The organism is Lentzea sp. NPDC058436, from assembly GCF_042721515.1.
Lineage (GTDB): Bacteria > Actinomycetota > Actinomycetes > Mycobacteriales > Pseudonocardiaceae > Lentzea.
Genome location: NZ_JBHXLF010000001.1, coordinates 301,670 through 321,992 on the forward strand (window position 1 = coordinate 301,670; position 20,323 = coordinate 321,992).

Annotated in this window: 15 protein-coding genes; 10 read left to right on the forward strand and 5 right to left on the reverse strand. The window is 69.9% G+C overall.

The window, feature by feature from the left end:
- Positions 1–82: 82 nt before the first annotated feature.
- A complete protein-coding gene (locus ACFWN2_RS01310; protein ID WP_382424099.1) occupies positions 83–856 on the forward strand; it encodes an alpha/beta fold hydrolase in 774 nt (257 codons plus the stop codon).
- Here ACFWN2_RS01310 and ACFWN2_RS01315 read toward each other — a convergent pair.
- A complete protein-coding gene (locus tag ACFWN2_RS01315; RefSeq protein WP_382424100.1) occupies positions 831–2,006 on the reverse strand; it encodes a M20 family metallopeptidase in 1,176 nt (391 codons plus the stop codon). The two genes, ACFWN2_RS01310 and ACFWN2_RS01315, sit on opposite strands and share 26 nt — an antisense overlap.
- An 86-nt stretch (positions 2,007–2,092) precedes the next feature.
- Between ACFWN2_RS01315 and ACFWN2_RS01320 the strand changes: the two genes are divergently transcribed.
- Positions 2,093–3,478 (forward strand): PLP-dependent aminotransferase family protein, encoded by a 1,386-nt coding sequence (locus ACFWN2_RS01320; protein ID WP_382424101.1) that lies wholly within the window; start codon positions 2,093–2,095, stop codon positions 3,476–3,478.
- A 6-nt stretch (positions 3,479–3,484) separates the two neighbouring features.
- On the opposite strand, the gene ACFWN2_RS01325 is transcribed toward ACFWN2_RS01320, so the two are convergent.
- Positions 3,485–4,237: a hypothetical protein gene (locus ACFWN2_RS01325; RefSeq protein WP_382424102.1), complete on the reverse strand. Its 753-nt coding sequence runs from the start codon at positions 4,235–4,237 to the stop codon at positions 3,485–3,487.
- 242 nt (positions 4,238–4,479) lie between these two features.
- On the opposite strand from ACFWN2_RS01325, the gene chvE reads away from it, so the two are divergent.
- Positions 4,480–5,583: a multiple monosaccharide ABC transporter substrate-binding protein gene (gene chvE / locus ACFWN2_RS01330; RefSeq protein WP_382424103.1), complete on the forward strand. Its 1,104-nt coding sequence runs from the start codon at positions 4,480–4,482 to the stop codon at positions 5,581–5,583.
- Here chvE and ACFWN2_RS01335 read toward each other — a convergent pair.
- Complete coding sequence (locus ACFWN2_RS01335; RefSeq protein ID WP_382424104.1) at positions 5,580–6,062, reverse strand: nuclear transport factor 2 family protein; 483 nt, start codon at positions 6,060–6,062, stop codon at positions 5,580–5,582. The two genes, chvE and ACFWN2_RS01335, sit on opposite strands and share 4 nt — an antisense overlap.
- Positions 6,063–6,142: 80 nt before the next feature.
- Here ACFWN2_RS01335 and ACFWN2_RS01340 point away from each other — a divergent pair, with 80 nt between their 5' ends.
- The gene (locus ACFWN2_RS01340) at positions 6,143–7,051 is read left to right on the forward strand and encodes a LysR family transcriptional regulator (RefSeq protein WP_382424105.1); all 909 of its coding nucleotides are present in this window, start codon (positions 6,143–6,145) and stop codon (positions 7,049–7,051) included.
- Between the two features lie 30 nt (positions 7,052–7,081).
- On the opposite strand, the gene ACFWN2_RS01345 is transcribed toward ACFWN2_RS01340, so the two are convergent.
- The gene (locus ACFWN2_RS01345; RefSeq protein ID WP_382424106.1) at positions 7,082–8,113 is read right to left on the reverse strand and encodes a LacI family DNA-binding transcriptional regulator; all 1,032 of its coding nucleotides are present in this window, start codon (positions 8,111–8,113) and stop codon (positions 7,082–7,084) included.
- Positions 8,114–8,252: 139 nt separating this feature from the next.
- On the opposite strand from ACFWN2_RS01345, the gene ACFWN2_RS01350 reads away from it, so the two are divergent.
- From ACFWN2_RS01350 to ACFWN2_RS01370, 5 genes are all read left to right on the forward strand, one after another.
- Entirely contained in the window at positions 8,253–9,536 is a 1,284-nt protein-coding gene (locus tag ACFWN2_RS01350) for an ABC transporter substrate-binding protein (protein WP_382424107.1), read from the forward strand.
- A 210-nt stretch (positions 9,537–9,746) separates the two neighbouring features.
- Complete coding sequence (locus ACFWN2_RS01355; RefSeq protein WP_382424108.1) at positions 9,747–10,691, forward strand: carbohydrate ABC transporter permease; 945 nt, start codon at positions 9,747–9,749, stop codon at positions 10,689–10,691.
- Complete coding sequence (locus ACFWN2_RS01360; protein WP_382424109.1) at positions 10,691–11,533, forward strand: carbohydrate ABC transporter permease; 843 nt, start codon at positions 10,691–10,693, stop codon at positions 11,531–11,533. The genes ACFWN2_RS01355 and ACFWN2_RS01360 overlap by 1 nt, the downstream gene beginning before the upstream one ends.
- Positions 11,530–13,113, forward strand: a complete 1,584-nt coding sequence (locus tag ACFWN2_RS01365) for a glycoside hydrolase family 43 protein (protein WP_382424110.1) — start codon at positions 11,530–11,532, stop codon at positions 13,111–13,113. Before ACFWN2_RS01360 ends, ACFWN2_RS01365 begins: the two co-directional genes overlap by 4 nt.
- Before the next feature lie 26 nt (positions 13,114–13,139).
- Positions 13,140–15,521 (forward strand): hypothetical protein, encoded by a 2,382-nt coding sequence (locus ACFWN2_RS01370; protein WP_382424111.1) that lies wholly within the window; start codon positions 13,140–13,142, stop codon positions 15,519–15,521.
- Positions 15,522–15,569: 48 nt separating this feature from the next.
- Here ACFWN2_RS01370 and ACFWN2_RS01375 read toward each other — a convergent pair whose 3' ends face one another.
- On the reverse strand, positions 15,570–17,144 hold the full coding sequence (locus ACFWN2_RS01375; RefSeq protein WP_382424112.1) for a glycoside hydrolase family 76 protein: 1,575 nt from the start codon (positions 17,142–17,144) through the stop codon (positions 15,570–15,572).
- A gap of 333 nt (positions 17,145–17,477) precedes the next feature.
- Between ACFWN2_RS01375 and ACFWN2_RS01380 the strand changes: the two genes are divergently transcribed.
- Positions 17,478–20,306 (forward strand): AbfB domain-containing protein, encoded by a 2,829-nt coding sequence (locus ACFWN2_RS01380; RefSeq protein WP_382424113.1) that lies wholly within the window; start codon positions 17,478–17,480, stop codon positions 20,304–20,306.
- The last annotated feature ends 17 nt before the right edge of the window (positions 20,307–20,323 follow it).

A 20,323-nucleotide genomic window follows, 5' to 3' on the forward strand; every position in this document is an offset into this window, starting at 1 on the left:
GTACTGAGTCATGCGATCGCCGCATGACCTCGTGCGCAACGGGTCTTGGACGTCCGCGCCAGCCGGCTGATGTCCTGGGGACATGACCATCGTTCTCGTCAACGGCGTTCCGGTCACCCCCGCCGTGTGGACGCCCCTGATCACCGAACTGCCAGCGGACCTGCGGCGGGAGGTCGTGCTGCTCGCGCCTCCCGGCTTCGGTTCGCCGCTGCCGGAGGGCTTCGGCGCCACGTTCGACGAGTACCGCGACTGGCTGGTCGCCGAACTGTCGCGAATGGACTCGCCCGTGGACCTCGTCGGCCACTCCCTGGCCGGCGGGTTCGTGCTGGAGGTGGCGATGACCCGTCCCGACCTGATCCGCAGCTGGGTGAGCGACACCGTCGCCGGGTACGAGCCGGACTTCACGTGGCACGAGCTCGCGACGCTCTGGCAGTCGCCGGGCGACGGCGAGCGTCACGTCGAGGAGCTCTTCTCCGGTGACGCCGGCGAGCGGACCGCGCGCATGGTCGAGTGGGGACTTCCCCGGCCGACGGCCGCCGAGGTCGCGCTGGAGCAGGGACCGCGGATGGGCGAGGCGATCCTCGCGCTGTACCGGTCAGTGCCTCCGGAGGTGTTGCTGGAACGCGGCCGCGACCTGCCCGCCGCGGCGGCGAAACCCGGTCTCGTGCCGATCGCGACCGAGGACCACACCGTCGGTGACGCCGCACTCCGCCGTCGCGCGGCGGAGCGGGCCGGCGCTCGGGCCGTCGAGCTGACCGGGCAGGGCCACTGGTGGATGCTCGACGACCCGAAGCGCGCGGCGCAGGTGCTGACCGGTTTCTGGGGTTCCGTCAGCCGGACAGCGGCAGCAGGGTGAAGAACTCGGCGGCGCGTTCCAGAGCCTCGACGTGGACGCGCTCGTCGGTCTGGTGGGCCAGGTTCGGGTCGCCGGGGCCGCACAGGACGGTCGGCAGGCCGGTGCCGGGCTGGAGAACCGAACCGTCGGAGAAGTAGCTGACCCCGGCGATCTTCGGTGGCCGCCCGAGGACCCCTCCGAGGACGTCCCGGGCGGTCCGCACCAGCGGATCGGCGCTGTCCGTGCCGACGGCCGCGTAGTCGCCGGTGACCGTCATCCGCGCGTCGAAGCCGGGGAGGGTGAGCTTCAGCTCGTCGAGCACCGCCTCGATCCTCTTCAGCACCACGGCGTGGTCGAGGCCCGGCACGCTGCGGAGGTCAACCTGCGCGGTGCACCGGTCCGGCACGATGTTGACGACCGAACCGCCCTGGATGGTGCCGACGCTCGTCGTCGGCGCGCCCAGCAGCGGATCGGTCACGGAGCCGAGGTCGAGCGCGGTCAGCCGTTCCAGCAGGGTCGTCATGTGCGTGATGGCGTTGACGCCCTGCTCGGGCATGGAGCCGTGAGCCGCCCGGCCGACGGTCACGAACTCCAGGAACAGCGCGCCCTTGTGCGCGACCACGAGGTCCAGGTCCGTCGGTTCCGCGATCACCAGACCGCCGACGCCCTCCAGCACACCGCGTTGCCCGGCGGCACGGGCGCCCGCGCAGTCGACCTCCTCCCCGGCGGTGGCGAGGAAGTGCACGTCCCCCAACGGTTGTGTGCCGGTGCGCGCGAGAGTGGCGATGCCGACGAGCATCGCGGCGAGGCCGCCCTTCATGTCCACGGCACCGCGTCCCCACAGCACGCCGTCCTCGTCCACCTCGGCCGCGTGCGGCGGGCGCGTCCACCGGGCGGTGCCCAGCGGGACCGTGTCGAGGTGCCCGCAGTACATCAGCGGCGCCCGCTCTCCCTTGCCTCGCAGGACGAGGTGCAGGTTCGCGCGGCCGTCGCCCAACGGCTGCAGGTCGCCGCTCAGCCCGCGGGCGCGGGCGTACGCCAGGGCGGCCTCCGCGGCCTCCCGTTCGTTGCCGGGCGGGTTGACCGTGTCGATCCGCAGGAGCTCGCGGGTGAGGTCGAGGACGTCGTCGCGTCCGGGGAGGGGCGGGGACGCTGCTCGGTCGGTGCTCAAGACGGGTTCCTCCTGTGCTGGGCCGGACCGCATCATGGAGGGACTTGGCCTGGTGACGACACGGCCAAGTCGGAGGTGTTGGCATCATGGGTCCCGACCGGCTCGCGACGTTGCTCGAACCGTGGCTGTCCGACGGCGGCGCCGCCTACGTCGCACTGTCACTGGGAGTGCGCGGTCTCGTGCTGGACGGCCGGCTGGCCAGCGGCACGCGGCTGCCGTCCGAGCGCTCCCTCGCCGCGACGCTGGGGATGAGCCGGACGACGGTGAGCGCCGCCTACGACGTGTTGCGTGCCGAGGGATACCTGCGCAGCGCGCACGGCGCGGGCAGCCTGATCACCATCCCGTCCTCCGGCGTCCAGCGGCCGGACGCCCGTCCGGGGGAGCCCGCCGACGTCCTCGACCTGACGGTGGCCGCGCTGCCCGCTCCCTCCCAGCTGCCCGGCGCGGTGACGGCGGCAGCGTCCGACCTCTCGGCGCAGCTGGCCGGCCACGGCCTGCACCCGTTCGGGCTGCCCTCGCTGCGCGCCGCGGTGGCGAGACACCTCACCGGTCGAGGCCTGCCGACCGAGGCCGGCCAGGTGCTCGTGACCAGCGGTGCCCTGCAGGGCTGGAACCTCGTGGTCCGCGCCGTCTGCGGTCCCGGACGTCCGGTTCTGGTCGAGCAGCCCACCTATCCCGCCGTGCTCGACGCTCTGCGCGCCCACCACGTCCGTCCCGTGCCGCTGCCGGTCACGGCGTCCGGGTGGGACAGTGCTCCCGCCGGCATGTCCGCCGCCCACCTGACGCCGGACGGCCAGAACCCCACCGGGCTGGTCGCCGGGGAGGACGCCCGCCGGAGGATCCTCGCCGAGCTCGGGGACGCGGTCGTCGCGGTCGACGAGACGTTCGCCGACCTGGTGCTGGACGGGCCCGTCGCGCCGCCGGCCGCGGTGCTGCGGCACGACGTCGTCACGCTCGGGTCGATGAACAAGGCGTTCTGGGCGGGCCTGCGGATCGGGTGGATCCGCGCGGATCCGGCGCTGCTGAACCGGCTCGCGCACGAACGCGCGTCCGTCGACCTCGGCAGCCCCGTGCTGGACCAGCTGGTCGCCGTGCGGCTGCTCGACGACGCGTCCGCGATCCTGGCGGACCGGCGCGACCTACTACGTCGCTCGCGTGCCGCGCTCGAAGACGCCCTGCGCGTCCGTTTTCCGGACTGGCGCTGGACTTCGCCGCGCGCGGGCATGGCGTTGTGGATCGAGCTGCCCCGGCCGAGCGCGACCCGGCTGGCGGCGTCGGCGCTCGACCTCGGCCTCCGGATCACCGCGGGGCCGCGCTTCGCGGTCGACGGCACGGCCGACCGGTGGCTCCGGGTGCCGTTCACGTTGCGCGCCGGGCAGGCGGAGACCGTGGCGGACCTGCTCGGGCAGGCGTGGGAGCGCTCTTCCTCGCCCGTCTCGCGAGAACCGCGAGTGCCTGGGTGGACCGCCTGAACCGTGTCAGCGGACCGGGGTGCCCGCGCCCAGCAGTTCGGTGTGCCACCGTTCGAAGAGGCTCACCAGGTGGGTCTCGCCGGTGCGGACGACCGTTCCGTCGAAGCCCGACGTCAGGGAGGCCAGCCAGCCGAACCAGACCTCCTTGGTGCCGTCGCGCTGCTCGACGACGATGAAGTTCAGGAACGGTGACGGGAGGTTGCGGACCGTCACCGCCTCGTAGACACCGGTGGATCCGGCGATCGCGGCCTTCCTGGCACGGGCTAGGTCGGAGTGGTTCGGGCTGACCACCTCGCGGTAGGTCAGTCCTCTCGCGAGCGCCTCGCGCAGTGCCACGTCCCACGCGGAGCCGGCGCCGTGACGGGCGGCGACCTCCACCTTGGGCGGCGAGATCCTGGTGTTCGCCACCGTCCGCGCCGTGGCGACGAGAGCGGTGAGAGTCGCCATGGCCTCGTCGCCGGTCTGCCGCGTGAGCAGCCCGAACGCGGGCAGTCCCGCCTCCAGCCGTGCCGACTCGTTCCGTAGCGAACGTTCCAACTCGGCCTTGAACTCCTCCTGCTGGAAGTAGAGGGCGACGAGGAAACCCAGGCACAGGAACAGGATCGCGAGCGCGGTGCTGTGCCCGGTGCGGAGATCGCGCGCCACACCCAGGAACGACCACAGCGAGTCGAACGACGGCAACGCCATGCTCACGACACCGAGGACGATTCCCACCGCGACGGACACCAGACCGCGCCGCGACCGCTTCCGGTCTGGCAAGCGCACTCACCCCCCCGATCGTCATCCACCGTGAGATCGCCGAGTTGCCCGGCGCCGCTACACCTCCAGGACCTATTGGTGCTTTTGATGGATGTGCTGGTCTGTTCGCTTGATCCGCTCACCTTGAGTTGTTAACGTCCACACCCGCTTGTGGCACGGGTCACACGACGACCGTGCCTTCGGCCTGCCTCGAAAACCGTGGCGACCGTCAACAACGATGTTGATCCGCGCGAGGAGCCGGGATGCGATCGTCCAAATTCGTGGTGCCCTTGATCGTGCTGCTGGTGGCGGCGTGCGGCGGGCCTGCGGCGGGGCAGCAGAACAAGCCACCTGAGAGCGCTCTCGTAGGCGTCACCATGCCGACGACGACGTCGCAGCGGTGGATCAGCGACGGCGAGAACATCAAGCGCGACCTCGAATCCCGGGGACACCGGGTCGACCTGCAGTACGCGCAGAACGACGTGCCGAACCAGGTGAAGCAGGTCGAGAGCCAGATCGCCGCCGGCGCGAAGCTGCTGATCATCGCCTCGGTGGACGGCGCGGCACTGACCAAGCCGTTGCAGATGGCCTCGGAGGCCGGCATCCCGGTGATCGCCTACGACCGGCTTCTGCGGGGCAGCCCGTACGTCGACTACTACGCGACGTTCGAGAACTTCCGCGTCGGCATCTACCAGGCCGAGTCGCTGCTGACCGGGCTGGGCCTGCGCAACGGCGACGGCAGCCCCGGCCCCGCGGCGGGGCCGTTCAACGTCGAGCTGTTCGCCGGCTCCGCAGACGACAACAACTCGGTGTTCTTCTTCAACGGAGCCATGTCCGTGCTCAAGCCGTTGATCGACGAGGGCAAGCTGGTGGTGCGCAGCGGCCAGACGGAGTTCCAGGCCGTGACGACGCTGCGGTGGGACGGCGAGACCGCCCGCAAGCGGATGGAGGAGATCGTCACCACGGCCTACAAGCAGCGCAACAAGGTCAACGGCGTGCTGTCGCCCTACGACGGCATCTCGCTCGGAATCCTCACCGCGCTGAAGAACAACGGCTACGCCCCCGGCCAGGGCTTCCCGATCGTGACCGGCCAGGACGCCGAGCTGGGTTCCGTGAAGTCCATCATCGCGGGCGAGCAGTACTCGACGATCTACAAGGACACCCGCGAGCTGGCGACGGCCACGGCGTCCATGGCGGAGGCCGTGCTGAAGGGCCGGACGCCGCCGCAGCTCAACAACCTCAACGACTACGAGAACGGTGTGAAGATCGTTCCGGCCTTCCTGCTGAACCCAGTGAGCGTCGACAAGTCCAACTACCACAAGATCCTCGTGGAGTCCGGGTACTACAGCGACGACCAGCTGCGTTAGCGGGCGGTGGCCGGCCGCTCCTGGCCCGCGAAGATCGCGACCGGGTCGCCGGTGAGCCAGGCGTTCTCGATCCGCAGGCGGTGGATCAGCCACCGCCTGCCGTCCCGCGTCAGGCTGACCTCGTAGCGGTTCTTCAGCAACGCGAACACGGAGTGGTCCGCGGTCAGCAGGTGCTGCGCCTCGACCAGCGCGGTGAGGCGCGCGGTGTCGCCGTCGACCACGACCCGCGGGTTGGTGACCTGGTGCGTGGTGTCGACCCGGCCGGTGAACAGGGCGAGGATCGTGCCGACGATGGTGTCCCTGCCGGACATCAGCGGCGGTTCGGCGCCCCACTTCACCGCGGTGGGGCGGAAGTCCAGCTCGGCGTCCGCGGTGAACGCCGACGCGAACAGCTTCCGGTCCTTGAGGTCCTGGCCGAGTGCGAAGCGGTACAGCGCGTCCACGACCTCCAGGTGGTCGCGCGGTTCCTCTGCGGTCATGCGGTGCTCCTTTGTGGATCGATCTCCCTGCAGCCTCCGGTGCGCGACGAATCGGAACAACGTCGTTCCGTGCCACAATCGTGAAGCTGGGATCAACGATCGGCGGGGGAGTCGGTGTGCTGGAACGGCACGAGCTGGAGGCGTTCCTGACCCTCGCCGAGGAGCTGCACTTCGGTCGCACGGCCCAGCGCCTGCACGTGTCGACTTCGCGGGTCAGCCAGACGATCCGCAAGCTGGAGCGGCGCGTCGGCGCCCCGCTGTTCGACCGGACCAGCCGCCGCGTCGAGCTGTCGCCGCTGGGCCGCCGGCTGCACGACGAGCTGTGCCCGGCGTGGACCGCGATCACCACCGCGATGACGGCGGCGATCGAGGCCGGTCGCGGGTTCACCGGCGCGGTGCGGGTCTGTTTCACCGGTGCCGCGGCCGGGCAGCTGCTGGTCGGCGCCGCCGAGCTGTTCCGCGAACGTCATCCCGGCTGTGACATCGAGATCCGCGAAGCCCAGCTGGCGGAACTGATGCCGTGGCTGAGCGCGGGAGAAGTGGACCTCGCGCTGACCGCTTTCCCCGTGCGGTCGCCGGGCATCGAGTCCGGGCCGGTGCTGGTGAGCGAGGCCCGGTTCCTCGCCGTGCCGGTCGGGCATCGGCTGGCCCGTCACGGCGCCGTCTCCGTGGACGACCTCGCGTCCGTCACCGTGGTGCGGTTGCCGGACACCCTGCCCGAGTCGCTGCACACCGACCACGTCCCGGCCTCGTCGGTCCACTTGGGACGGTCCGCGGCGACTTTCCAGGAGGCGCTGACCCTCGTGGGGGCCGGACTCGGTGTGTTTCCGGTCGGTGCCCACGTGCGCCGGTACTACGCCCGGCCGGACGTCGCGTACGTGCACCTGCACGACGCGCCGCCCGTCGAGTGGGGCCTGATCTGGCGCGGTGACGGTGCTACCGCACGGGTCAGGGCGTTCAGCGACGCCGCCCGCGACCTGGTCGCCTAGTCGGCTCTATTGCTTCAGTGTTGACCAAACTCAACGCTTGACGGCGGCCGTGCTGCCGCGCACGACCAGGTTCGTCGCGAGCTCTGCCCGGGAAGCGGTCAGCTTCTCCCCGCGGATCAACGAGATCAGCATGCGGGTGGCCAGGGCGCCCATGTCCCGCAACGGCTGGCGGACAGTGGTCAGCGGTGGCGCGGTCCACGGCGCGAACGGCAGGTCGTCGAAGCCGACCACGCTGACGTCGTCCGGCACGCGCAGGTGGTGTTCGTGCAGGGCCTGGTACGCGCCCAGGGCCTGGAGGTCGCTGCCCGCGAAGATCGCGGTCGGCGGGGTGGGCAGTGCCAGCAGCGCCTTGGTCTGGAGGTAGCCCTGCTCGTGGCGGAAGTCGCCGTGGCGGACCAGGCGCGGGTCGTGGGGGAGTCCGGCCACCTCCAGCGCGGCGCGGTAGCCGGCGAGTCGGGCCTTGGTGCACATCATCTGCTCGGGGCCGCCGATGACCGCGATCCGCCTGTGCCCCAACGAGGTCAGGTGCTGCACGGCGGAGTAGCCGCCGTGCCAGTTGGTCGCGCCGACGGACGGTGCCGTCGGGTCCTGCCTGCCCAGGGCGTCGACCACGACGAACGGGATGGACAGGCGGTTGAGCTCGGTGCGCTGGCGAGCGCTCAGGTCGGACAGCACGAGGATCACGCCTCGGGTGCCGCGGGCGGTGAGCGACTCCAGCCAGCCCTTGCCGGGTGTCGGCGCGGCGTGCACGGCGGTGAGCACGAGGTGCATGCCGTGTTCGCGGGACACCTCCTCGGTGCCGGCGAGGATCTCGGTGGCCCAGGAGCTGTCCAGCTCGTTGATCACCAGGTCGAGCAGGGCCGCCCTGCTGCGCCGTGGTTTGGGCGTGGCCTTGTGCGGGCGCTGGTAGCCCTCCGCCGCCACGATCCGTTCGACGTGTTCGCGGGTGCTCGCGGCCACGTCACGATGACCGTTGAGGACCTTCGACACCGTCGGGACGGAGACCCCGGCGATCTCCGCGATGTGCGCCAGAGTCGGTCTGGCGACCTGTTCCGCAGTCACGCCACGACACTAACGATCCGGTCAAGCAACGACTTTCGACATTCTGAACAGCGAGTTTTCGGAGCGGTACCGAAAGCTGGACCGTTTTCGGAGGCGAAACCTTGTTGGTTGCGAACGCTCGTTCCTAGCGTCCTGCCGCATGAGCCAACGCAGACTTCGCCTCGCCGCCGTCGCCGTGGCGGCCCTGCTCGCCGTCACCGCCTGCGGCACCGGCCCCGCCGCGTCCACCGGTCCCGTGGAGCTGACGTTCTGGACGTTCCTCGACAACAGCGCCGAGGTCGCGATCTGGAACGAGGCCAACCCGGAGACGAAGATCAAGGCGGAGAAGGTCCCCGCCCAGGACTACTACGCCAAGCTCCAGGCCGCGGTGAAGGCGGGCAACGCGCCGGACGTCGCGCTGGTCGAGTACCAGTTCGTGCCGTCGATGATCGCGTGCGGCTGCCTGGCCGACCTGACCGGCAAGGTCGGCGGCGGGCTGCGGGAGCGCTTCCCCGAGTGGGTGTGGAACCAGGTCAACCAGCAGGGCAATCTCTACGGCGTGCCGCAGGACATCGCGCCGATGGCGATGTTCTACCGCACTGACGTCTTCACGCAGTACGGCCTGACCGTGCCGAAGACCTGGGACGAGTACACCGCCCAGGCCGAGAAGCTGCACGCCGCCGACCCGTCGAAGTACCTCGCCACCTTCGCCACCAACGAGGCGGGCCAGTGGGCGGGACTCGCCTGGCAGGCGGGCGCGCGCTGGTTCGGCACCGAGGGTGACAAGTGGACGGTGTCGATGAACGCGCCGGAGTCGCGCCGCGTCGCGGACCTGTGGCAGGACCTGATCAGCCGCAAGCTCGTCAAGGCTGAGCCCGACTTCAGCACCGGCTGGGTGTCCGACCTGACGACCGGCACCGTCGCGAGCTGGGTTGCGCCGGTGTGGGCGGGCTCGTACCTCAAGGGCGGCATGGCGGCGAGCGCCGGCAAGTGGGCCGTCGCCCCGATGCCGCAGTGGGACCCCGCCAACCCGCAGGTCGGCAACTGGGGCGGGTCGTCGATCTCGGTGACCAGCAGCAGCAAGCACACCGACCGCGCGGCGAAGTTCGTGGAGTGGCTGAACACCGACCAGCAGTCGCTGAACTCGCTGATCACGAAGTCGTCGATCTTCCCGGCGGACATGTCCGGGCTGCTGGACCCGTCGTTCACCAAGCCGCAGGAGTTCTACGGCGGCCAGAAGATCTACGAGGTCTTCGGCGAGGCCGCGAAGCAGGTCAACCCGAACTTCACCTGGGGACCGACGATGACGAGCGCGTTCCCGGCGTTCACCGACGAGTTCGGCAAGGTCGCGGGCGGAGGCCAGACCGTGGCCCAGGCGCTCGACGCGTTGCAGAAGCGCACCGTCGAGGACATGGGCAAGCAGGGCTTCGCCGTCGGAGGCTGACCGCAGACCCCCGCTCGGCGCCGTCGCGTCCTGGGCACGGCGCCGGGTGGGTCCCACGTCATTCGGGTGGCCGATCAGCTGGCTCCGCCTCGGTGTTGTCGGGTCCGATCTCGGCGCCAGCCGGACAGACCCTGCCGCACCACCGGACGGGCCCCACCCAGCCCCGCTACCACCGTTCCTGATCGAGCACCTGCCTGGAAGGGCATCTCCATGACCACCCTCGCCCCGCCGCGGCCAGGCCAGCCGACCCTGCCGCCGATCTCCCCGCCGAAACGCCGCCGCCGCACCTCCGCGCCGCTGTTCTTCCTGCTGCCGTTCGCGGTCTGCTTCACGGCGTTCTTCCTCGTCCCGATCGGCGTCGCGGTGTGGCAGAGCCTCTTCCAGCCGCGGCGCGACGGTCTGCTGGGCACCACGACCGAGGCGTTCGCCGGTCTCGCGAACTACCTCGACGTGCTGGGCGACCCGAAGTTCCACGAGGGGCTGCTGCGCGTGCTCGCGTACGCGGTGCTGACCATCCCGCTGATCATGGTGGCGGCCACCGTGCTCGCGCTGCTGCTGGACTCGGCGCTGGTGCGGGCGCGGAAGGTGTTCCGGCTGCTGGTGTTCCTGCCCTACGCGGTGCCCGCGGTGATCGCGACGCTGCTGTGGGGGTTCTTCTACCAGCCGCAGTTCAGCCCGATCGTGCGCACGTTCGCGGCGTTCGACTGGGCGAGCCCCGACTTCCTGAACGGCAACGCCGTGCTGCTGTCGATGACGAACATCGCCGCGTGGGAGTGGATCGGCTACAACATGATCATCGTGCTGGCCGCGCTGCAGGCGATCCCGGTGAGCGTGCACGAGGCCGCGAAGCTCGACGGGTGCGGCGAGGTGCGGCTCGCGGTCAGGGTGAAGCTGCCGATGGTGTTGCCCGCCATCGGGTTGAGCCTGTTGTTCTCGCTGATCGGCGCGTTCCAGTTCTTCAACGAACCGGCCGTGCTCAAGCCGTTGTCGGCGACGATCACCAGCTACTACACGCCGAACGTCTACGCGTACCAGAAGGCGTTCGCGGAGGGGCAGTCCGGCTACGCGGGCGCGATCGCCGTGTCGCTGGCCGTGGTGACGTTCCTGTGCAGCCTGTACTTCCTGCGGCTCGGCCGCCGGCGCGGGGTGATCTGATGCGGAACCTGAAGACCCTGCCCGCGCACGTCCTGCTCACCCTCGCGTCGGCGTACTTCGTGCTTCCGCTGGTGTGGCTGGTGATCTCGGCGACCAAGGGGCGCGACGAGCTGTTCAGCACCTTCGGGTTCGCGCTGCCGGAGCGGTTCGCGTTGTTCGACAACATCGGTCAGACGCTGTCCTACGAGAACGGCATCTACCTGCGCTGGACGGTCAACACGCTGCTGTACGCGGGCGGGGGAGCGCTGGGGGCGACCGCGCTGGCCGCGATGGCGGGGTACGCGCTGGCCAAGTTCGCGTTCCGGGGTGCGGGCGCGATCTCGTGGGTGATCATCGGTGCCGTGCTGGTGCCGGTCACGGCCCTGGCGTTGCCGCTGTACTTCCTGATGTCCGCGGTCGGCCTGCAGAACACGCCGTGGGCCGTGCTGCTGCCCAGCCTCGTGTCGCCGATGGGTGTCTACCTGTGCCGCCTGTACGCGATCTCCTCGGTGCCCGACGAGGTCCTGGAGGCGGCACGGATGGACGGCGCCTCGGAGTGGCGCGTGTTCCGCACGGTGGTGCTGCGGATCATGTCACCGATCCTCGTCACCGTCTTCCTGTTCCAGTTCGTGGCCATCTGGAACAACTTCTTCCTGCCGCTCGTGATGCTCAACTCCCGCGAGCTGTTCCCGCTGACGCTCGGCCTGCAGGACTGGAACACCCAGCCGCAGGTCGGCAACCAGGTCATCTTCCACCTCGTCGTGACAGGAGCGTTTCTGGCCGTGGTGCCGCTCGTCGTGTGTTTCCTCCTGCTGCAACGGCATTGGCGGCAGGGCCTGGCCCAGGGGAGCGTGGTCGCGTGACGGCCACGCGCACGGGCGTCCGGCTCGCGCACAACCCCGTGCTGCCGGGCTTCCACCCCGACCCGTCGATGATCCGCGTCAACGGCGAGTTCGTCGTCGCCACCTCCACGTTCCAGTGGTTCCCCGGTGTGACGTTGCACCGCAGCACGGACCTGGTCACGTGGGAGCCGTTGCCGCACCCGCTGACCCGGCGCGCGCAGCTCGACCTGCGCGGTGTGCCGGACTCCGGCGGAGTCTGGGCACCCGGTCTGTCGTATGTGGACGGTGTGTTCCACCTTGTCTACACGAACATGCTGGGCTACAACGTCGACGGCTTCTACGACTCGCCCAACTTCCACGTCCAGGCGACGTCGCCGCACGGCCCGTGGACGGATCCGGCGCCGCTGCACGCCAGGGGCTTCGACCCGTCGATGTTCCACCACGAGGGCCGGTCGTGGCTGCTGTCGATGCAGTGGGACCACCGGCCGGGCAGGCAGCGGTTCTCCGGCATCCTGCTGCAGGAGTTCGACCGGGACACCCGGACGCTCCGTGGTGACGCGGAGGTCATCTTCACCGGCACCGAACTGGGTCTCACCGAGGGACCGCACCTCCTGCACCACGACGGCTGGTTCTACCTCGTGGTCGCCGAGGGCGGCACGAGCTGGCAGCACGCCGTCACGGTCGCCCGCTCGCGCGCCCTCACCGGTCCGTACGAGCCCGACCCGGCCGGTCCGATGCTCACCAGCGCCGGGCACGAAGGGCTGGAGCTGCGCAAGGCCGGCCACGGCAGCCTTGTCCGCGACGAGCGGGACCGCTGGTTCCTCGCCCACCTCGCCGCCCGTCCCGTGGACGCGGCGGGCCACTGCGTCCTGGGCAGGGAGACGGCGATCCAGCGCGTCGAGTGGGTCGACGGCTGGCCGAGGGTCGCCGGGGGAGTGCCCGCCACGTCGGTGGTGGTGCCCGACGACTACCCGGAGCAGCCCGCGATGACGTTCGACGAGCAGTGGCAGACCGTGCGCCGCGCACCCGACCCGTCGTGGCTGTCGCGCAGCGAACGCCTGGGCGCGGTGCGGTTGCGCGCGGACCAGTCACCCGCGAGCCGGCACGACGTGAGCCTGTTCGCGCGCCGCCAGCGGTCGTTCACCGACGAGCTCGCCGTCGTCGTCGAGGCGGAACCGGTGCACTTCCAGCAGATGGCCGGGCTCATCCACTACTACGACTCGGCGTTGTGGCACTGGCTCCAGCTCACGCACGACGAGCGCGTCGGCCGCTGCCTGACCGTGCTGTCCTGCGACCACGGCACGCTCGTCGACCCGCTGGCCGGTGCCGTGATCCCGTGGCCGCACGACGGTCCCGTCCGGATGCGCGCGACGGTCGACGGCACCGAGCTGCGGTTCGCCGCCGCCCGCCTGGACGGCTCGTGGCAGCCCGTCGGACCCCTGCTCGACACCCGCCTGCTGTCCGACGAGTACGCCGCCCGCACGGCCGTCGCCGGGAGCACCGGCACCGCCGTCGAGGGCTTCACCGGCGCGTTCCTCGGTGTCTGCGCGACCGACCTGACCGGTCGCCGGATGGTCTGCGACGTCCTGGACGCCCTCTGATCCCCTGCAATCGAAGGAGAACGCACATGGGTCAACGACGATCTCTGTTCACCCTCGTGGTGGCCGCGGCGCTGGCACTGGGCCTGGTCCAGCCCGCCGGCGCCGACCCGAACATCCCGGCGAACGACAAGATCCGGATGTTCGTGGGCCAGGACAGCGACACGCTCTCGGACTACAAGCGCGACGTGCTCACCGGCGGCGTGCCCCAGCCCGGCGGTGTCACGCTCTACACGAACCTGGTGCTGGGCGGGAACCCCGGACCGCTGGCCGGCATGAACGGCCCCGTCAACTGGGGTTCCGGCACCGTCGACTTCGCCCGCACGCTCAACGAGTACCCCGGCGCGTCACTTGCCGTCGGCCTGTACCTGTCCGACGCGTCGGCGGGCTGCGGCAACCAGCCGTTGCGCGCCATCATCGGCCGCAACGACCCCGACGTGGTGCAGGGCAACCTCGTCGCGCAGTACCGCGCCAAGGTCGACGAGATGGTCACCAAGCTCAAGTCGTACAACCGGGAGATCTTCCTGCGCATCGGTTACGAGTACGACGGGCCGTGGAACTGCTACAACGCTGACTTCTACAAGCAGGCGTTCCGCTACATCAAGGGCCGCATCAACGCGTTGGGCGCCAACAGGATCGCGACGGTCTGGCAGTCGGCGGCCTGGCCGCTGGACGAGCACACCGGCAACCCCGAGTGGAACTACGTCGTCACCGCCCCGAACCACTTCGACGTCTGGTACCCCGGCGACGACGTGGTCGACTGGGTCGGCATGTCCGCGTTCTACGGCAGCACCTACAACCGCTACCAGTGGTCGTGCAAGGCGCCGAGCACCAGCCCGCGCGCGTTGCAGGACAGGATCCTGAACTTCGCCAGGGGCCACGGCAAGAAGGTGATGATCGCCGAGGCCGCGCCGCAGGGCTTCACGACCGGCAGCAAGACGCAAAGCTGCATCTTCTCCAAGAACCCGCAGCCGGTCAGCGGCCAGACCATCGTGGACACCTGGTTCAACGACCTGTTCTCCTACGTCACGGCGAACCGCGACACGATCCGCGCCGTCGCCTACATCAACACGAACTGGGACTCGCAGACCCAGTGGCAGTGCAACGGCGCCCCGGCCGGGCAGCCCGGCTGCTCCAACGGCTACTGGGGCGACTCGCGCGTGCAGGCCGACCCGACGGTCAAGGCGAGGTGGATCGACGAGATCCGCAAGTCCCAGTACGTCAACGGTTCCGGCACCACGCCCCCGCCACCACCGCCCCCGTCCGGGCGCAAACTGCTGGTGGGCCAGAGCAACACCGCCGCGTGGCAGGACCTGACCGGTGCGACCGGCGCCGACCCCGCGGGCGGTTCGGTCTACTACGGCGTGCGCGACGGCGGCTTCGCGGGCCAGTCCGGTTCGTCCTCGCACCTGGCGTACGCCGACTTCCTGGCGGCGCGGGGCAAGCAGATCCAGGTCGGCATCAGCTGGAAGGACTACCCGCCGGCCTGGAACGGTGACCCGAACACCCAGCTGCAGGCCTCCCGGCAGGCCACTGTGGACATCGCGAACGGCCGCTACGACAACCAGTTCACGGCGCTGACGAACTACATCAACGCCCACCGCGGCTCGACGTTCCTGCTGCGGCTGGACTACGAGGTCAGCAGCGCGTTCCACTGCGTGAACGGCAGCGACTGCTCGTCCTACCGCAACGCGTTCCGCAAGCTCGTCCAGCTGATCGACGCCCGCACGGGCGGCGCGAACGTGAAGTACGTCTACCACCCGGTGCGCGGCGAGTTCGACAAGCTCTACCCCGGTGACGACGTGGTCGACCAGGTCGGTCTGAGCATCTTCAACCAGGACCTGTGCCAGCCCTTCTGGGAGAACGGCACGGCGTACTGGAACGGCGAGCAGAACACCGCGAACCGCACCTGCCTCGGCTACTACGACGCGATCGTCAACGGCAACCGCAACGCGATCCGGCACGAGTACCCGGTCGACCTCAACGTGCTGCGGATGCTCTGGTGGTCCAAGCAGCACAACAAGAAGATCGTGCTGTCGGAGGTGGGCGTGCAGCGCATGAACGCCTCCCTGGACGGCTCCGGGCGCCAGTCCGACGCCGACTACCGGACGTTCGTCGACCGGCTCGGCACGCTGCTGAACTACCGCGGGCCGATCCCCAACGGCGTGGTCGACGGCCGGCAGACCGACTTCCTCGGCACCGGGTACGACTTGTCCGACGTGATCGACTCGGTGGTGTTCATCAACCTGGACTGGAGGTACGGGTTCGACGGGAAGGTCGGCGCCAACCCGCCGTTCGGCTTCCCGTCGACCTCGGGGTGGTTCGTGAACTCGCTGGTGAGCCAGAACCCGCAGGGCCGTGCGGCACTCTGCGGGTTGCTGTCGGCGAGCTTCTCGACGCGCTGCGCGTAGCGCGGTGACCACAACCCGGCAAGGGTTGGTGGTCACCGCACCAGCGCGCTATCCGGCGGCGTTCATCAGGTCCACCGCGCTGTGCTGGCGGGCGCCGTCACTGCGCTGGAACGGCCCCGCCCACGGCTGGTCGTAGGCATCGGCGCTGGACCGGTCCCTGGCGTGGGCGGTGTCGGCCTGGCGGCGCAGGTAGGAGGTGTACGGGTGATCGGCGAGCGTCCTGTTCAGCGCGGCCAGGCCGCGCACGTAGATGCCCTTGAAGGACGGGACGTCGCCGCCACCGCCGTCGTCGAACAGGATGCCGCCGGGGTTGAGGAACGTGCTGCTGGTCGAGGCGTCCGCGAGGGTGCGCGCCTTGGCCAGCAGGCTCGCGTCGCCGGTCGCCCGGTGCAGCTCGACCAGCGCGGCGAGCGGCACGCCCTGGTTGTAGCTCCACGGCGTGAGGTTGTTGTTCGCGCAGCTGGAGTTCAGGCCGTCGTTGACCAGGTTGGCGCCGTTGATCATCTTGCTGTTCTGGAACCAGGTCCAGCCCGTCCTGGCGCGCTGCAGGTAGGTGGTGTCGCCGGGGATCCTGTTGTGCAGGGCGGCGTTGAGCTGGACGTACAGCGAGTTGGCGATGGCGTTCTTGTAGGTCTTGCTGGAGCTCCACCAGATCCCGCCGCCGCACACCGAGTCCCAGAACCGGTGGATGTGGTTCGCGCCGGCCCTGGCGGTGTTCAGGTACCTGCTGTCGCCGGTCAGGTCGTAGGCGGCCAGCCACGCGAGGCCCCACCAGGCGACGTCGTCGTTGTAGTCGTTGATGAAGTCGCCCTGCCAGGCCGCGCGGTTGAGGTCGTAGGTGCGGGCGATGGCGTAGCGGTAGCTGCTCATCCCGGTCACCCGGATGTTGTCGATGATCGCGTTCAGGGCGTTCGCCGAGTTCCACCAGCCGGTCGTGTCGAACAGACCGGTGTTCAGGTTGTAACGTTCCATCAGTGCGGTGGCCGCTGCCGTGCGGCGCTCACCGGCGTTCCACGTCGTGCGGTACCAGCTCGTGCACGCGATCGCGGACGAGCCGGCCGGGCGTCCGCAGGCCCGCAGCAGGCCCACTCCGAGGCCGACCCAGTCGTCCACGTTGAACATCATCGTGCGCCACGTGCCGAAGCCCGCGGGAGCGGCCGTGTTGCCGAGCCGGGAGCCGGAGCCCCAGCTGACGCCGGCGTCGAAGGAACGGTCCAGCCACACCTCGTCGCCCTGCTGAGCGGCCGAGACGACCGCCCAGCCCATCGCGTCGGTGTCGTTGAAGCGCAGGGAGATCTGCCTGCCGCCGACCGCGACGGTCTGGGCGAGGCGGTCGGCGGGTGCGAGCGCGGGATCGCGGGCGTCGCAGTACCTGTTGCAGATGACGGCCGCCGCGGCCGGCGGGGCGTTGCCCGTCGAGGGCGGGCCGGCGGTCGTCGGAGGCGCGCCGGTACCCGGCCGGTACGCGGAACGTCGTGCGGTGAGGGGGAGCGAGGGGTCGCGGTCGTCGCAGTAGTAGTCGCAGTCCACAACGGACAGGACCGGTGGGGCGGCGGTCGCCGGCGGGACGGCCACGACGACGGCGGACACCATCAGGGACGCGAGAAACGCAGCTCTCAGCATGAGAACCTCCCGGTGCAGGGTGGGCGGCTCGGTGATGGGTGAGAGCGCTCTCAAGTTGAGGCTAGGGTTCCGGCGATTCGGGCGTCAATGCTTCCGCCGGTCAGATTTCTGTCAGGCTCTCACGATCTCAGCAAAACACACTCGAACATTCCTCGTGTTGACTTTGTCGATTCAGACCGCAGATTTCTGGTGTTTTTTGGCGGTCTGTCTTGAGTTACGATCTCGTGAACGATCCGCCCAGCAGGGTGTCGTCGCCACCTTCCGAACCCCGTGCGTTCCTCTTGGGACGCCACGTCGTCGTGCCCACCTCCAGTCCCTGTCTGAAGGAGTTCGATGCGTTCCCTCGTCGCCTGCGCGGCGGCCGTCCTGGTCTTCGCCGGTGGCATCGTCGCCACCGCCGCCGGCCCGGCGTCCGCCGCCATCGTCCCCAAGACACCGCCGCTGACCACTCCGTGGACGAGCCAGGTGTCGACCACCAACCCGCTGCCGGAGTACCCGCGCCCGCAGATGACCCGCCCGGAGTGGCAGACCCTCAACGGGGAGTGGGAGTTCCTCAACCCCGCCACCGACGGGGCGGGCAACGTCAACCGGAACGCCGCACCGCCGCTGGGGCAGACGCTGCCCGAGCGCGTGCTGGTGCCGTACCCGATCGAGTCGGCGCTGTCGGGGATCATGCGCAACGACAACCGCGACCTGATGTTCTACCGGCGCACCTTCACCGTGCCGCCCGCGTGGAACGGCAGACGCGTCCAGCTGCACTTCGGCGCGGTCGACTACGAGGCGACGGTCTGGGTCAACGGCACCCAGGTCACCACCCACAAGGGCGGCTACGACCGGTTCGAGGTCGACGTCACCCCGCAGCTCAACGGCGGCACGAACGAGATCGTCGTGCGCGTGTACGACCCGACCGACGGCCGCGGTGAGAAGCAGCCGATCGGCAAGCAGGTCAACGACACCAGCCGGATCTTCTACACGCCGTCGTCCGGCATCTGGCAGACCGTGTGGCTCGAACCCACGGCGCCGACGTCGATCTTCTCCGTCGACGTGTACCCGAACCTGTCCAACAACACCGCCAGGGTCAGGGTCTTCACCCGCGGCAACAACGCCGGGCACACCGTGCTGGCGGAGGCGATGGCCGGCACGAGCGTCGTCGGCAGCGCGACCGGTGGCTTCACCGAGTTCTCCGTGCCGGTGCCGAACGCGCGGCGGTGGTCGCCCGACGACCCGTACCTGTACAACCTGAGGGTCTCGCTGCGGAACTCCTCCGGCGGCACGGTCGACCAGGTCGTGAACTACTTCGGCATGCGCGAGGTCGGCACCAAGCTCGTCGACGGCGTGCTCCGGCCGACCCTCAACGGCGAGTTCGTGTTCCAGATCGGCACGCTGGACCAGGGTTTCTGGCCCGACGGCCTCTACACGGCGCCCACGGACGCCGCGCTGGCGTCGGACCTGCAGAAGCACAAGGACCTCGGCTTCAACATGGTGCGCAAGCACATCAAGGTCGAGCCGGCCCGCTGGTACTACCACGCCGACCGCCTCGGACTGCTGGTGTGGCAGGACGTCCCGTCCACGCCCGCGTTCGACCCGAACCGCACGCCGGCGCAGATCGCGCAGTTCGAGACCGAGGCCCGCGAGATCATCGACGAGCACCGGTTCTCGCCCGCCGTTGTCACCTACGTGCCGTTCAACGAGGGCTGGGGCGAGTGGAGCCTCGCCGACACCCGGCGGGTCACCACGGACCTGAAGAACTACGACCCGACCCGGCTCGTCAACGCGCACAGCGGCTACAACTGCTGTGCCTCCAAGGGTGATCCGGGCACCGGCGACATCGTCGACTGGCACATCTACACCGGACCGGACGCGCCACGCCCGTCGGCGACGCGGGTGTCCGTGCTCGGCGAGTTCGGCGGGATCGGCCTGCGCTCGCCCGGCCACGAGTACAGCCCGAAGAACGACTTCTTCGCCTACGAGCAGGTGTTCAGCGCGGCCCAGCTGAACGACCGCTACACCGGCATGGTCCGCGACGTGAAGCAGCTGATGACGACGAAGGGGTTGTCCGCGTACGTCTACACGGAGATCACCGACGTCGAGGGCGAGTACAACGGCCTGCTCACCTACGACCGGCGCGTGCAGAAGGTCGACACGAACCAGTTGCGGGCCGCGCACGGCGACCTGATCGCCGCATCGCGCAACCTCAACTCGCCGGTCGACTTCACGCTCGGGCACGTGCGGTCGTTGCGGGTGACCACGCCGGGCTTCACCGACCGCTACCTGCGGCACTCGAACTCGGTGGGGCGCACGGACGTCGTCAGCGCCACCAGTTCCGACGGCGACCGCCAGGACGCGTCGTTCCGCACGGTGGCGGGCCTCGGTGACGCGCGCTGCTACTCGTTCGAGTCGGTGAACTTCCCCGGCCGCTTCCTGCGGCACGCCGGCAGCGTGGCGCGCGTCGAGGCGTCCACCGGCGGGTCGTTCGCGGCGGACGCCACCTGGTGCGCCCGCACGGGTCTGGCCGCGGGCGGCACGTCGTTCGAGTCGCTGAACTTCCCCGGCTCGTACCTGCGCCACTACGCGGACAACGTGTACCTGGCCCGCAGCGGTGGCACCAACGCCTGGGACACCGCGACCGGGTTCGCCGCCGACGCGACGTGGGGAACGGTGGATCCGGCGCTGTGGCGCAGTTCCGTGCGGCTCACCACGGACGTGCGCCAGTCGTTGCAGGTCGCGACGTGGGGTCACACCGACCGCTACCTGCGGCACTCCAACAGCCTGGCGTACACGGAGATCGTGAACGGCGGCAGCAGCGCCACGCTCAAGGCCGACGCGACCTACACGGTCCGCCGCGGCCTCGCCGACTCGTCGTGCTACTCGTTCGAGTCGGTGAACTTCCCCGGCCAGTTCCTGCGCCACGCCGACAGCCGGGTGCGGAACTCGCCGAACGACGGCTCGGCGCTGTTCCGCTCCGACGCCACGTTCTGCGCGCGACCCGGAGTGGGCGGCACGGGCGTGACCCTGGAGTCGATCAACAAGCCGGGCTCGTACGTGCGGCACTTCGAGTCCCAGGTGTACGTCGCCTCCGGCAACGCGGAAGCGGGCTTCGACCGGCCGCAGACGCTCACCGCGGACAGCAGCTGGACCATCGCGGCGCCCTGGGCTCCGTAGCTCCCACCGGCCGGGGT

Coding starts and splice junctions, on each gene's coding strand:
- ACFWN2_RS01310 (WP_382424099.1), top strand. CDS start 83: ATGACCATCGTTCTCGTCAACGGCGTTCCGGTCACCCCCGCCGTGTGG.
- ACFWN2_RS01320 (WP_382424101.1), top strand. CDS start 2,093: ATGGGTCCCGACCGGCTCGCGACGTTGCTCGAACCGTGGCTGTCCGAC.
- chvE (WP_382424103.1), top strand. CDS start 4,480: ATGCGATCGTCCAAATTCGTGGTGCCCTTGATCGTGCTGCTGGTGGCG.
- ACFWN2_RS01335 (WP_382424104.1), bottom strand. CDS start 6,062: ATGACCGCAGAGGAACCGCGCGACCACCTGGAGGTCGTGGACGCGCTG.
- ACFWN2_RS01350 (WP_382424107.1), top strand. CDS start 8,253: ATGAGCCAACGCAGACTTCGCCTCGCCGCCGTCGCCGTGGCGGCCCTG.
- ACFWN2_RS01355 (WP_382424108.1), top strand. CDS start 9,747: ATGACCACCCTCGCCCCGCCGCGGCCAGGCCAGCCGACCCTGCCGCCG.
- ACFWN2_RS01360 (WP_382424109.1), top strand. CDS start 10,691: ATGCGGAACCTGAAGACCCTGCCCGCGCACGTCCTGCTCACCCTCGCG.
- ACFWN2_RS01370 (WP_382424111.1), top strand. CDS start 13,140: ATGGGTCAACGACGATCTCTGTTCACCCTCGTGGTGGCCGCGGCGCTG.
- ACFWN2_RS01375 (WP_382424112.1), bottom strand. CDS start 17,144: ATGCTGAGAGCTGCGTTTCTCGCGTCCCTGATGGTGTCCGCCGTCGTC.
- ACFWN2_RS01380 (WP_382424113.1), top strand. CDS start 17,478: ATGCGTTCCCTCGTCGCCTGCGCGGCGGCCGTCCTGGTCTTCGCCGGT.